Genomic DNA, 13,680 nt, shown 5'->3' with positions numbered 1-13,680 from the left:
TCTTGTTGACGTCTATATATTGCCGGTTTGTAAAAGCATAATTGTCGGGCATGTGCATAAGCTTATGCAAGAAATTACGCAGTCCATACGCAGGCATACAACAGCCAAACAACAGTCACCCGGCAATCACCGAGCATGCGTGGCGCGCAGGGGCAAACCCGAAATGTTCACTTTTTTCGGTAAAGCCCTTGCATCATTTCAAATGGATACGCTATGATGCGTGCCTCTTCGGACGTGATGACAAACGCCTGACAGAGAGACTGGATAGTGAATCCGGGCGCTTAGCTCAGTTGGTAGAGCGGATCCCTTACAAGGATTAGGTCGGGAGTTCGAGCCTCTCAGCGCCCACCAGACAGCCTCTCGAAGCACGAAGAAAAGATCAGAGTAAAACGGAGCGGTAGTTCAGTTGGTTAGAATACCGGCCTGTCACGCCGGGGGTCGCGGGTTCGAGCCCCGTCCGCTCCGCCAGTATTTGGTAGTACCGAAAAAGGTCCGATTCGTCGGGCCTTTTTTCGTTTTTGCTCCGCTTATTTTGCTCCGCTTATTCTGAATCTGACTCAGGAAGATCTTGGTGCACACCTACACCCGGTTCCGGATCCGGCTCACGCTGCAGACGCTTGCCCAGCTGACCGCGCGCCTGCGCAGTTCCGGCGAAATCGTGGTGCTGGCGCTCGGTCAGGCCCTGCTCGGCCTGCTGGCCGTGGCGGCGCTGCCGCCGATGTATTTCACCTCTTATCCGCCTGCGACTGCCCTCGGCCTGCTGGTACTGCATGCGCTGGCGATGAGCCTGCCCGTGGCGCTGCTGCGGCCGCGCATCCTGCCCGCCGCCGTGCAGGCCTGGCTGGCGCCGCTGCCGGTGCCGCCCACCCTGCTGCTGCGCGCTTCGCTGCTGGTGTCCGGCCTGCTGCTGGCGCCGCTGGCGCTGGCCTATGCCGCGTCGCTGGCGATCTGGCTGCTCCAGCACGCGCGCCCGGCCTGGCTGCTGCCGCTGCGCGCCGTTGCCGGCACCTTGCTCTCGTTCCTGCTGACCTGGGCCTGCGCCTGCGGGTTGCTGGTGCACGGCGCCCTGCGCCCGCCGGCGCCGCCCCGCGCATCCTCCAGCGCTAGCGCCGCCCGGTATGCGGCACGCCCGCGGCCGGGCTGGCGCTTCCTGTGGCATCACCTGTTCTGGCTGCCGCTGTGGCGCCAGGGCAGCCTGGCCGGACTGCGCCAGGCGGCGCTGCTGGGCGGGACCGTCCTGGCGGCCGCGCTCTGGATGGCGGGGCCGGCGTTGCTGCCGCGTCCGGCCGGCGCGATCATGGCCAGCGTGCTGCTGGTGCTGCTGGTGCACGAGGCCGACGATGCGCTGCGCAGCCAGCTGGCGCGCTTGCATGCCGCCACTGCCGGCCTGCCGCTGATGGCGGGCACGCTCGGCTGGCGCGCGCGCGTCACGCTGCTGGCCACACTGGCGCCGCCCCTGCTGGCGCTCACCGCGGGCGGGCTGGCGGCCGGCGCCTGGACCCATACGGCGGGCTACGCCTGGCTGGCGCTGGCCTGGATGGTGGCGCCGCTGCTGGTGTGCACGCCGCCGTTCACGCCGCGCGGCCGCATGGCACTGGTCGCATTCTTCATGCTGGTGTTGTGCGCAACCGGAAGCAGGATATGGAATTAGACAATAAAGTGCAGCCGCAGATCGAGGTCGATGCCCTCGCCTTCCACTTCAAGACACGCAGCGTGTTCACCGGCCTGGACCTGCGCCTGGACGCGGGCCTGACCTGGCTGCGTGGACGCAATGGGCGCGGCAAGACCACGCTGTTGAAACTGCTGGGTGGGGCGCTGGCGCCGGCCGGCGGCAGCATCCGGCTGAACGGCATCGACAGCCGGCGCGACGCCCTCGCCTACCGCCGCCACACCTTTTATTGCGGCGGCGAAGCGCCGGAACTCGACTGGCTGACGGCCGGCGAATGGCTCGACCTGCACCTGTCCCTGTACCCGCAGGCCGACCTGGCGGCGCTGCAGGCCAATCTAAATTTGTTCCACATCGCCGACGTGGCGCGCCAGCCGGTCGGCGGCCTGTCGCTGGGCCAGTATAAAAAGCTGCAACTGTCCCTGGCGCTGGCGCTGCCGGTGCAGCTGCTGCTGATCGACGAGCCGTTCAACGGCCTCGATGCGCAGGCGGTCGAGGTGCTGCAGCAAGACCTGGCGCGGCGCGCAGCCGCGGGCGCCAGCTGCATCGTGCTGACCAGCCACCTTGCGCTGCGCGTGGCCCCGACCGTGACGCTGGACCTGGACGCGCAGCCCGGGGTGCCGCTTTAAGTTTGCATCAGGCCAGCGCCAGGCGGCCCGCCGGCGCCGTCATGTGCCGCGCCTGCCCGCGCACGTCGCCATGCGCCAGCTTGAAGGTGCCGACCACCTGTTCCAGCTCGCCGGCCTGGTCCTGCATCGCCTGCGCCGCGGCGCTGGCCTGCTCGACCAGCGCGGCATTCTGCTGGGTCACGCGGTCCATCTCGACGATCGCGTGATTCACCTGCTCGATGCCGGCGCGCTGCTCTTCGCTGGCGTTGGCGATCTCGTTCATGATGACGGTCACCTGGCCGATACTCCTGACGATCTCGGTCATGGTGGTGCCGGCGCGGTCGACCTGGCTGCTGCCGGCCTGCACCTTCTGCACCGAGTCGTCGATCAGGGCCTTGATCTCCTTGGCCGCGGTGGCCGAACGCTGGGCCAGGTTGCGCACCTCGGAGGCGACCACGGCAAAGCCGCGGCCCTGCTCGCCGGCGCGCGCCGCTTCCACCGCCGCATTCAGGGCCAGGATATTGGTCTGGAAGGCGATGCCGTCGATGACGCTGATGATGTCGACGATCTTGCGCGACGAGGCATCGATCGATCCCATGGTAGCGACCACTTCGGCCACCATCGCGCCGCCCTGGCCGGCGATGCTGGACGCTTGCGCCGCCAGCGTGTTGGCCTGGCGCGCATTTTCCGCGTTCTGCTTCACGGTGGAGGTCAGTTCTTCCATCGAGGCCGCGGTTTCCTCGAGCGAGCCGGCCTGCTGTTCGGTACGCGCGGACAGGTCGTGGTTGCCGGCCGCGATCTCGCCGGCAGCGACCGTGATGGTGCCGGTGCCGCTGCGCACCCGGCCGACGATTTCGGCCAGGCTGTCGTTCATCGCGCCCAGCGCGCGCATCAGCTGGCCGGTCTCGTCGCGGCTGGCGGCCTGGATACGGCTGCTCAAGTCGCCCGACGCGACTGTTTCGGCCAGCGCCACGGCCTGGCGGATCGGCACCGTGATCGAACGCGTGATCAGGATGGCGCAGGCGATGCCGAGGCCGATGGCGGCCAGCCCGAGGACGATCATGAGGGTGCGCGTGCTGGCGTAGGAATCGAGGATGCTGGCGGCGACGACGTCGGAAGCCTCGATCTGCATCTTCGCCATCTTGGCGATGGCGCCCTGGTAGGCCGCATTGCGTGGCAGGATCTGCTCGTGGTAGACCCGCGTCGCCAGTTCGGCGTTGCCGTCCAGCTTGGCCTGGAACAGGGCTGCGCGCGCTTCCAGGTAGCGGGCGCGCTCTTGCTTGACGACGTTCAGCTGGGCCTTGACGCCTTCGTTGCGCAGCCCCTTTTCGATCTCTTCCTGCAGCTGCGACGAACGGCCGGACGCATCCTTCATGCGCTGGATGATGTCCTTGACGGTCGCGATGTCGGACGCCACATAGGCGGTTTCGAGGCGGGCCGCGCTCAATTCGATGACGCGCCCCCATTCGGCCATGCTGCGCTGGTTCTTGATGCTGGTATTCACCAAGCGGTAGGTCAGGTCGCCCGCCGACTGCATGCGCGCCAGCGCGGTCACGGTCAGCACGAGCAACAAGGATAGGACAATGGCAAAGCCGATGCCGAGCCGGGCACCGATCTTGAGGTTCTTCACGGGTGGATTCCTTCTGATGGAGCAGCGCGCCGGAGGCGGCGACGCAGGAGACTTGCTGGTGACGCCGGGGGATCGCCCCGGTCAGGCTGCGGTACAGCGCGGATGGCTGGTGCAGCACGCAGGCAGTATAACAGCGCAGTGCTGAATTTTGATGCCCTGCGGCAAAATTACGACAGGTATCCGGCGCGCAGATGCCACGATTTACAGGCTGTTCACGCCCGTTTCAGCATCGCCGGTCCGACTTCGACGCGGTTGCGTCCACTGGTCTTCGCCACATACAGGGCGTGATCGGCGCGGGCCAGCGCCGCCGTCAATTCCTCGCCCGTGTCGATCATTACCAGGCCGATGCTGACCGTCATCCGGTAGCTGCCGGCACAGGACAGCAGTGGCGCCTCGGCCACTGCGATGCGCAAGCGTTCGGCCGCGTGCAGCGCGCCTTCCAGTCCGGTCCCGGGCAGCGCCAGGGCGAATTCCTCGCCGCCGAGGCGGCCCATCAGGTCATGGTCGCGCAGCACGCCGCGCGCGGTATCGGCGAACACGCGCAGGGCCTCGTCGCCGCAGGCGTGGCCGAAGCCGTCGTTCAGGCGCTTGAAATGGTCGAGGTCGAGCATCATCAGCGCGATCGGCTTGCGCAGGCGCAGCGCCAGCAGGCGCGCGCTTTCGGCGCGTTCGAAGAAGGCGCGCCGGTTCAGGGTGTCGGTCAGGCCATCGATGGTGGCAAGGCGCTGCATCTGCAGGTCGTCCTTTTGCTTGCACAGCAACAGGAACCCGAAGCCATTGACGATCATCATCATATAGCTGAGCAGGTAGGTCGCGCCGCCCACCGGCGTAATGGCGACGTCCAGCCGCCCATGCTCGAACACGATCCAGGCCCCGATCGCCAGCGCGAACAGGGCGTCGTTGACGCCGATGATCCGTTGCAGCAGCGATGCCCCGCGCTCGCGCAGCAGGAGCACCGCGGCGCCGGCGGCGAACCACGCCATGATGATGGAAACGATCCATTGCATCTGCAGGCGCGACACGCCGGCCGCCATCGCCCCCACCAGCACCAGACCCGACGCCAGCGCAGCCAGGTAAGCCAGGCGGCGCCAGTGGGGCATGCCGAAGAACAGGCAGTAAGCGGCCACTTCGATGATCACGCCGCCGATCCAGGCGAACGGCGTCAGTACGTCGATCACGGGCAGGTTGACGACCGGCGCCAGCCACCAGCACGCCTGGCCGACCCCGCCCAGCAGGCGTGCCCACATCCAGTAGCGCAGCGCAGGGGTATTGTCGACATTGCGCATGTAGCCCGCCATCAGCAGGGCAAACACAATGTTGCCGATACCGATCGCCAGCATGAAGGTTTGATTATCGATCACTGATTATCCTCGGGGCGCTATCCATACAGCATCGATATATTTTATATAACGCATATTTCCCAAAAGAACTATATTACACAACTTCAAGTTGGGGGTATGCACGGCAGGATTCCCGACCCGGGCGACATATGTTGCTTCACAGCAGCGCACACTTGAAAACAGTTTGCCTTACAGCAACCAGCCATTCTATAGTGACAGACCTTACCAAGACGAAACATTTATGCCACAAGGTTGCAAAGAATGAAACTCAACCGCATCGGCATCGCCCTGATTGCAGGCGCATTGGTCGTCATTGCCTTGGTCGTCATCCTCCTCGTGCATCGCCAGCAGTCCAGCCGCAGCGCCGAAGTACGCGCCAGCGGCGTCAGCCTCGTGCGCGCGCTCAGCAGGATCCCGTTCAAATATCTCGACAGTGACTCCCAGGGTCCGAGTGTACTGAATACCCTGTTCGCGTACCAGAACAATGGTGAGCTCGCTTATGCCGCCATCCTGGATGCGAACGGCCGTACGCTGGCCGACGTCGCCGGCCGCGGTACCTTCGTGCCGGGCGCCGCACTGCCGCCGGAAGCGGCCACCAGCTTCGGCCAGCGCACCCTGCCGAACGGACTGATCGAGTTCTATGGCCCACTCGATGACCGCAGTGCAGGCCAGGCTTTCGTGCGTGTCGGCTTCCACCAGCCGGGCTACGCGGTGCTGGCGCGCGACGTCCAGTTCATGGCCTTGCTGGCGCTGACGATGTTCCTGCTGGTACCGCTGGTGTATATCGTGATCAAGCGCGAAATGGCGCCGCTGGATGCGCTTGGCCGCCAGTTGCGCCAGCTCGGCGATGTTGGAATTGCACAACAGGCGAGCGCCAACGACGTGCGCGAACTGGCCGGCAGCCTGCAGGCCTACCTGCAATTCGCCAGCCAGCGCATCGTCCAGCTCGAACGCGGCAGCCTGAACGCCAGCGCCGACAACCAGGTCCTCCAGTACGGCAGCAAGAAGCTGACCGCCGCCCTGCAGTCGCTGCCGGACGGCCTGCTGATGCTGGCGCCGGGCGGCCTGGTGACCTTCGCCTCGGACAAGGTCGAGCCCCTGCTCGGCGTCGCCGTCGACGCCATCCTCGAGCAGCCGGTCGATGCCTGGTGCCGCGATCCGGCGCTGCGCACCCTGCTCGCCCGCTATGCCGGCAACCAGCGCGACACCCTGCATGCGCACAGCGTCGACTTCACCCCGGCCAACGTCGAAGGCAAGTACCTGTCGGCGACGGTACAGCCGCTCACGGCGGCCCACGGCGCGATGGCCTTCGGCACCCTGGTGGTGCTGCGCGACGTCACCCGCGAACAGCTGGCGCGCCAGGCCGGCAACGATTTCGTCGCCCACGTCTCGCACGAACTGAAGTCGCCGCTGAACGTGATCGGCATGTACGCCGAAACCCTGGCCGATGCCGATGCCGACGACGAGACCCTGCGCGTCGAATCGCTGAACGTGATCCAGGACGAGATCGAGCGCATGAATGCGCTGGTCGGCAACCTGCTCAACGTCAGCAAGCTGGAAACCGGCAGCATGAGCCCGGAACGCAACCGCGTGCGCCTCGACGATTTGCTGCGCGACGCCTACGAGCACGCCCTGCCGCGCGCCGAAGGCAAGCAGCTGCGCGTGTCGCTCGACCTGCCGCGCGAGCTGGAAGCGGTGGCGATCGACAAGGACCTGTTCCGCATCGCCCTGAACAACTTGCTCACGAATGCCATCAAGTACAACCGCCCGGGCGGCAGCGTGCTGCTGTCGGCCCGTAACGAAGACCACGAGATCGTGATCAGCGTGCGCGATACCGGCATCGGCATCGCCGGCGCCGACCGCGAGCGCGTCTTCGACAAGTTCTACCGCGTCAGCGAGCGCGATGCCAAGGTGGCGCGCGGCGGCCACGGCCTCGGCCTGTACCTGGCGGCGCAGATCGTCGAACTGCACCACGGCCGCATCGCGCTCGACAGCGAACCCGGCATCGGCAGCACCTTCTCCATTCACCTCAAGATTGCGCCCGCAGCCACCGGCGTGGTGACCTTATGACCCAACGACATATCCTGCTCGTCGACGACGAACCCCACGTCACGCGCGTGCTGCGCCTGGCACTCGAAAAGGCCGGCTATGCCGTGACGGTCGCGCACGACGGCCATGCGGCGCTGGCCTGCATGGCGCAGCAGCTGCCGGACGCCCTGATCAGCGACATCCAGATGGACGGCATGGACGGACGCACCCTGTGCCCGCTCGCGCGTTCCACCTATCCGGACCACGACTTCCCGATCTTCGTGATGACGTCCATGACCGCGCTCGAGGAGCGCGACTGGGCACGTGCCTTGCCCAACACCGAATTCCTCGAAAAGCCCCTGAGTCCGCGCCAGCTGGTGGCGCGCCTCGCCAGGTGCTTCGCCTGATACCGCCGGAGCCTCCATGTCCCTCCTTCTTCCCTCCCTGCCCGACCTCGATCTCGATTACGACCGCTACGCCCGCTGGCTGCAGCGCAGCTGCGGCAGGGAACTCGCGCTGCTGGTCTGCGACGCCGCCGGCATGCCGTGCTGGACCGCGCCCGGGCACGACGACCTGGCGGCCTGGCTGGACGGCCTGGCCGCAGGCGGTTTCGCCTGGAGCGCCAGCGGCGACGGCATGCAACGCCATGACGCCGGCGGCTTTTCCCTTTTATATGCGCCGGTGACGGTCAAGGGCAAGGTCGCCGGCTGGGTCGGCGTGCGCGAAGCCGCCGCGGCGCCGGATGGCGGCGTGCCCTTTGCATGGGATGCGCTGGCCGAGGGCCTGGAAGACGTCGCCGCCGCGCTGAGCGACGAATGCCGGCGCCAGGGCGAACTCGACCAGATGGCCGGCGAGCTGTCCGACCGCTACGAAGAACTGCACCTGGTGTACGCGATCGACCGCCAGGTGCAGGACATGGACAACGGCGAAGACGTGTTCGGCAGTCTGCTGGAGAGCTGGGCCGAGCACATGGACGCCGACGTCGCCGCCTTCATCAAGCCGGGCGAGAACCTGTGCGTGTCGGCCACCAACCTGTCGAAGCCGATCCACAACCTCGACCTGGTGCTGGTCGAGATGCGTGGCGACCTGTACCGCTTCGCCCACTCCTCGCGCCAGCCGATCGTCATGAACGATCCGGGCGACCCGCGCCGCGCCTACATCTTCACCGACATGCCCTTCAAGATCCTGTGCTGCCCGGTGTTCCAGGACAAGTCGGTGGTGGCGATCCTGGTGCTGCTGAACCACGCGCACAAGGACGATTTCAGCAACAGCGACCGCAAGCTGGGCGAAGTGCTGGCCAATCACCTGTCCAGCCTGTCGCGCATGCACAGCATGCTGGCCGAGACCAGCAAGTTCAACACGCAGATGGCGGCGGCGCTGATCGAGGCGGTGGAAGCCAAGGACCCGTACACGCGCGGTCACTCCGAGCGCGTGCACCACATCGCGATGGAGATCGGACGCGCGCTGCGCCTGCCGGCGCGCGAGCTGGACAACCTGTTCTGGGGCTCGCTGCTGCACGACGTCGGCAAGATCGGCATCCCGGACGCGGTGCTGTGCAAACCAGGCCGCCTGACCCGCGACGAGTTCACCTTCATCATGGTGCACCCGGAGCGCAGCTACGAGATCCTGCGCCACATCGACCGCCTGCAGGGTGCGGTCCCGGGCGCGCGCCATCACCAGGAAAAATACGACGGCACCGGCTATCCGCACGGCCTGGCCGGCAACGACATCCCGTACAACGCGCGCATCATCGCGGTGGCCGACACCTACGATTCGATCACCAGCTCGCGCGCCTACCGCGCCGGCCGCAGCCACGAGATCGCGATGGCGGAAATCGTGCGCGTGGCCGGGACCCAGCTCGATCCGGGCGTGATCGCCGTGTTCGAACAGGTGTGCCGCCTCGAGCCCGAATGGATCGCGCGCTTCGGCATCCAGCGCGATCCGGCGCCGGCCGCCGCCGAGATGGCATGAACGACAGCGTTTTATCGCCTGGCGCAAGCAGCATCACGCGCAGCCGCATCGGCGCGATGACCTATCTCGCCCCGGGCGCGGCACTGGTCGCCGACGAGGCGGTGAAGGATCTGCAGGAAGCCCTCGGCGAATGCATCGGCCGCCACCAGGTCGCGATCGTGATCGACCTGGCCAAGGTGACCCTGCTGTCGGGACGCGCGCTCGGCATGCTGGCCGACATGGGCGAACGCCTGGCCGGCCTGGGCGGCTGGCTCAAGCTCGCCTATCCGAGTCCGCTGCTGCAGGAGATCCTGGGCGCCACCGGCCTGCAGGAGCAGCTGCCGCTGTTCGATGCGAAGACCGGGGCGCCCAGGAAAGCGGCGCAGGCCGGCGCCAAGCTGGGCGACCTGCTGGTCGAACGCGGCGCCGCCAGCGCCGAGCAGGTGGCCGAGGCGGCGCGCCTGCAGGACCAGACCGGCAAGCGCATGGGCCTGATCATGGTCGAGAAAAAATGGATCAGTGAAGCCGTGCTGTACCAGGCGCTGGCCGACCAGCTCGGGCTCACCTACGTCAGCCTGCGCGCCGGCATGTACGACCCGGCCGCGCTGGCGCTGCTCGAGCGCGACGTCGCGCGCCGCCTGAACGTGCTGCCGCTGTTCAGCGTGCGCGGCACGCTGACCGTGGCCACCGCCGAGCCGCAGGCGATCCATTACTTCGACGAGATGCGTACCCGCACCGGCTGCAAGATCCGGGTGGTGGTGGCGCCGCCGGCCGACATCCGGCGCCTGGCCGACGATGCCTATGGCGGCAGCCTGCCGGAATTCGTGCACACCGAGGCCAGTGACCTGGAGCTGATTCAGTCGACCATCCCCGACGACTACACCCAGATCGACGAGATGGCCGGGGCCAGCCCCGTCATCAACATGGTCAACGCGGTGATCCAGCGCGCCATCCGCGACAGCGCCAGCGACATCCACATCGAGATCTCGCGCAACCGCGCGCGCATCCGCCTGCGCATCGACGGCGTGCTGTACGAGATCATGGCGCCCAAGGTCGAACAGCACCCGGCCATCGTCTCGCGCCTGAAAGTGATGGCGAACCTCGACATCGCCGAACGGCGCCTGCCGCAGGACGGCCGCATCCAGGTCGCGACCCAGGGCCGCACGGTCGACCTGCGCTTTTCCTCGCTGCCCGGCATCTACGGCGAAAAGGTGGTGCTGCGCGTGCTCGATAAAAACCAGTCGATCCTCGACGTGGATAAACTCGGCATGAACGAGGCCGCGGTCGGCTCCTTCAAGCGCCTGCTGGGGCGCAGCCATGGCCTGATCCTGGTGACCGGCCCGACCGGCAGCGGCAAGACCACCAGCCTGTACGCCGCGATCAGCCACCTCAAGAGCATCGAAAAGAACATCGTCACGATCGAGGACCCGGTCGAATACCAGCTCGACATCATCAACCAGAACCAGGTCAACGATGCGATCGGATTGACCTTTCCGAAGATCCTGAAGCACGTGCTGCGCCAGGACCCGGACATCATCATGATCGGCGAGGTGCGCGACCGCCAGACCGCGGAAATCGCGGTGCAGGCGGCGCTGACCGGCCACCTGGTGCTGACCACGCTGCACACCAACGACACCCTGGGCGCGGTCTCTCGCCTGGTGGAGATGGGCGTGGAACCCTACCTGCTGTCGTCGGCCCTGATCGGCGTGATGGCGCAGCGCCTGGTGCGGCGCGTCTGCCAGGGCTGCCGCACCAGCTATCTGGCCACGCCGGAAATGGCGGCGGCCTACCGCTGGCGCGGCAAAGGCGACCTGCGCCTGGTACGCGGACGCGGCTGCCCGGCCTGCTACGACTCGGGCTACAAGGGACGCCTGGGTATCTACGAATTGCTGGAAGTCGGCCCCGACCTGCAGCGCATGATCGTCGCCAACGCCAGCAAGGAGCAGATGGCCACCCACGTCGCCGCCACCGGCCACCACGACCTGTATGCCGACGGCATGGCGCGCGCCTTCGACGGCCACACCACGCCCGAGGAAATCGCGCGCGTGGTGCATTCGCTGTAAGCCATGCCGATCGAATTCGACCTGCCTGCCGCCGCCGCCGCGGGCGCACCCGCCGCTACTGCGGCGGCCCCCTGGTACAAGCTGGGCAGCCGGCCGCTGGGCGTGCGCGAGCGCGTGCTGTTCACCGAACGCCTGGCGCTGCTGCTGGAGACCGGGGTGCCGCTGCACACCGCGCTGCAATCGCTGCACGAGCAGAGCGAGCAGCCCGCCCTGCGCGCCATGATCACGGCGATATCGGACGACATCCTGGCCGGCGAGCGCTTCTCGAACGCGCTGGCGAAACACGCGCTGTTCCCGACCACCTACGTCAACCTGGTCGCGGCCAGCGAGGCCGGCGGCTTCCTGCCCGCGGTGCTCGACCAGCTGGTCGAGATGGACGAGAAGGAAGAGCAGCTGCGCCGGACCCTGGTGTCGGCGCTGTCGTACCCGCTGATCCTGATGACGTTTTCGGTGGCGGTGGTGCTGTTCATCCTGATCTCGGTATTCCCCAAGTTTGCCGTGATGTTCGAGAACATCCGCGACCGGCTGCCCTGGACCACGCGCGTGCTGATGGAGGTGAGCAAGCTGCTGACCGCGCATGGCGCCATCGTGGCGGCATGCGCGGCCGGCCTGTGCGCGCTCGGCTGGATGCTGGCGCGCCGCCCCGAAGTCCGGCTCGCGATCGACCGCGCCACCCTGCGCCTGCCGCTGCTGCGCGACGTGTTCGCCAAGATCTACCTGACCCGCCTGCTGCGCGTGATGGGCATTTCGCTGGAGCGCGGCGTGACCGTGCTGGCCACGCTGGAAGCCTGCCGTGCGGTGGTCGCCAACCACGACGTGCAGCAATTCATCCTGGGCCTGGAAAGCGATGTCACCGAAGGCAAGGGCATCGCCTCCGGCTTCCAGCGCAGTCCGTTCATTCCCCCCGCCGTGCGCCAGATGGTGGCGACCGGCGAAGCCACCGGCACCCTCGGCCGCGTGATGGGACGCATCGCCGACGCCTACGACCGCGACCTCACCCGGCAGCTGGCGCAACTGTCGAAGCTGGCCGAGCCGGTGATGCTGATCGTGATGGGCGCTGTGGTCGGCACCATCGTCAGTTCACTGATTTTGCCGATTTTCAAGCTCTCCAGCGCGATCCACTGAGCATAACTGTTAAAGCTACGCCACAGTTGCTCAATAGATAGAAACTTGCCGAGGATTACTAATACTTTCGTGTTACTCTGCGGAACTATCAGATTCGTCACATTAAGTCGTCATCCGATGACTTAAATCAAAATGAGAACCCAAAATATGTCCTCCGTTATTAAGCGCAGCGTTACGCGCGGCTTTACCCTGATCGAACTGCTGATCGTCGTTATCATCCTGGCGATCCTGGCGGCGATTGCCATTCCGCAGTTCTCGTCCAGTACCTCGGATGCCCAACTGTCGGCGCTGGACGCCAACCTGGCCACCGTGCGCAGCGCCTTGGAACAGTACAAGGTCCAGCACGCTAACCAGTATCCGGGCGCCGTCGCGTCTGCGAGCACCACCACCTGCACCAACGGCACTGCGACGACTGCAGCGGTGGGGGCAGAGGCACTGGCAGCCCAGCTCAAGGGTTACAGCAACAGCGCCGGCCAGGTGTGCAGCCTCCAGGGCGGCGACTTCAAATATGGCCCTTACCTGCGCCAAGGCTTGCCGACCGAGCCGGTCTCCGGCAAGGCGGACGTCGTGGTCACGGCAACCGGTGCCGCGATCGTGCCGACTGCGGCCACCGCAGGCTGGGCCTACGACAGCAAGTCCGGTCAGTTCGTCGCGAACAGCAACGCCGACGACACGGGCACCCCGGTCCGCAAGCTCTACGCTCACTGATCGCTTGATTCTTCGTCAGCGTGCGTCCCCGCTGCCCCGGCTATTCCATGGCCGAGCTGCTGATCGTATGCGCCGTGCTGGCGATCGCCGCAGCGGTCGCCCTGCCCTCGGCACAACCGGTGGCCGAATTCCGCGCCAACACCGCCGCCGGTGAAGTCGTCCAGGCACTGCGCTTCGCGCGCGAGGAAGCCATGCGCAGCGGCGCCTACCGCATGCTGCGCTGCGACGCCGTCCGCAACGAGGTGTCGGTCTACATACCCGATACCACCGGCGCCGCCACCACCATGCTGAAGCACCCACTGAGCAAAATGGACTACACGGTCAACCTGGCCCAGGCGCCTGCCGGCAGCAATATCGCGCTCACCGGCTGCCGCTTCCAGTTCGCCGACCGCACCACCGCCGCCACGCTGGCCTTCGACGGCAACGGCAATCCGGTGCGCGGCACCGGCACCGCGTCCGACCAGGCCCAGGCACTCAGCAGCGGCGCCGTCGTGCTCGGCGCCGGCAACGTGACCCGCACGGTCGCGGTCGACGCCAATGGCCGCGTCACCACCTCCTGATC

Annotated in this window: 11 protein-coding genes and 2 tRNA genes; 11 read left to right on the top strand and 2 right to left on the bottom strand. The window is 66.6% G+C overall.

Features of this window, described 5'->3' with window-relative positions; translation table 11 throughout:
• The first annotated feature begins 275 nt into the window (after positions 1 to 275).
• The 4 genes from U1H99_RS15265 (at position 276) to U1H99_RS15250 (ending at position 2,295) form a co-directional block, all read left to right on the top strand.
• Positions 276 to 351, top strand: a tRNA-Val gene (locus tag U1H99_RS15265).
• 40 nt (positions 352 to 391) lie between these two features.
• Positions 392 to 468 (top strand) — tRNA-Asp (locus U1H99_RS15260).
• 103 nt (positions 469 to 571) lie between these two features.
• The gene (locus U1H99_RS15255; RefSeq protein WP_323142568.1) at positions 572 to 1,651 is read left to right on the top strand and encodes a hypothetical protein; all 1,080 of its coding nucleotides are present in this window, start codon (positions 572 to 574) and stop codon (positions 1,649 to 1,651) included.
• Positions 1,642 to 2,295, top strand: a complete 654-nt coding sequence (locus U1H99_RS15250; RefSeq protein ID WP_323142567.1) for an ABC transporter ATP-binding protein — start codon at positions 1,642 to 1,644, stop codon at positions 2,293 to 2,295. Before U1H99_RS15255 ends, U1H99_RS15250 begins: the two co-directional genes overlap by 10 nt.
• Positions 2,296 to 2,302: 7 nt before the next feature.
• On the opposite strand, the gene U1H99_RS15245 is transcribed toward U1H99_RS15250, so the two are convergent.
• Together U1H99_RS15245 and U1H99_RS15240 are read right to left on the bottom strand one after the other, a co-directional pair.
• Positions 2,303 to 3,904: a methyl-accepting chemotaxis protein gene (locus tag U1H99_RS15245; RefSeq protein ID WP_323142566.1), complete on the bottom strand. Its 1,602-nt coding sequence runs from the start codon at positions 3,902 to 3,904 to the stop codon at positions 2,303 to 2,305.
• A 212-nt stretch (positions 3,905 to 4,116) separates the two neighbouring features.
• A complete protein-coding gene (locus U1H99_RS15240; protein WP_288431857.1) occupies positions 4,117 to 5,265 on the bottom strand; it encodes a GGDEF domain-containing protein in 1,149 nt (382 codons plus the stop codon).
• Positions 5,266 to 5,505: 240 nt separating this feature from the next.
• Between U1H99_RS15240 and U1H99_RS15235 the strand changes: the two genes are divergently transcribed.
• From U1H99_RS15235 to U1H99_RS15205, 7 genes are all read left to right on the top strand, one after another.
• The gene (locus tag U1H99_RS15235; RefSeq protein WP_323142565.1) at positions 5,506 to 7,314 is read left to right on the top strand and encodes a sensor histidine kinase; all 1,809 of its coding nucleotides are present in this window, start codon (positions 5,506 to 5,508) and stop codon (positions 7,312 to 7,314) included.
• A complete protein-coding gene (locus tag U1H99_RS15230) occupies positions 7,311 to 7,679 on the top strand; it encodes a response regulator (protein WP_288431855.1) in 369 nt (122 codons plus the stop codon). Before U1H99_RS15235 ends, U1H99_RS15230 begins: the two co-directional genes overlap by 4 nt.
• Positions 7,680 to 7,695: 16 nt before the next feature.
• Positions 7,696 to 9,243 carry an HD domain-containing phosphohydrolase gene (locus U1H99_RS15225; RefSeq protein WP_288431854.1) on the top strand — a complete coding sequence of 516 codons (1,548 nt, stop codon included), beginning with the start codon at positions 7,696 to 7,698 and terminating at the stop codon, positions 9,241 to 9,243.
• Positions 9,240 to 11,285 carry an ATPase, T2SS/T4P/T4SS family gene (locus U1H99_RS15220; protein ID WP_323142564.1) on the top strand — a complete coding sequence of 682 codons (2,046 nt, stop codon included), beginning with the start codon at positions 9,240 to 9,242 and terminating at the stop codon, positions 11,283 to 11,285. Before U1H99_RS15225 ends, U1H99_RS15220 begins: the two co-directional genes overlap by 4 nt.
• A 3-nt stretch (positions 11,286 to 11,288) precedes the next feature.
• Positions 11,289 to 12,410, top strand: a complete 1,122-nt coding sequence (locus tag U1H99_RS15215; protein ID WP_323142563.1) for a type II secretion system F family protein — start codon at positions 11,289 to 11,291, stop codon at positions 12,408 to 12,410.
• 147 nt (positions 12,411 to 12,557) lie between these two features.
• Positions 12,558 to 13,118, top strand: a complete 561-nt coding sequence (locus U1H99_RS15210) for a type II secretion system protein (protein ID WP_323142562.1) — start codon at positions 12,558 to 12,560, stop codon at positions 13,116 to 13,118.
• Between the two features lie 47 nt (positions 13,119 to 13,165).
• Complete coding sequence (locus U1H99_RS15205; protein ID WP_323142561.1) at positions 13,166 to 13,678, top strand: hypothetical protein; 513 nt, start codon at positions 13,166 to 13,168, stop codon at positions 13,676 to 13,678.
• Positions 13,679 to 13,680 lie beyond the last annotated feature (2 nt).

This window comes from Massilia phyllosphaerae (assembly GCF_034659755.1).
In the GTDB taxonomy this organism is placed as follows: domain Bacteria; phylum Pseudomonadota; class Gammaproteobacteria; order Burkholderiales; family Burkholderiaceae_D; genus Telluria; species Telluria phyllosphaerae.
Note: the sequence above shows the minus strand (reverse complement) of the source record. Positions and strands in the feature narration are given on the sequence as shown.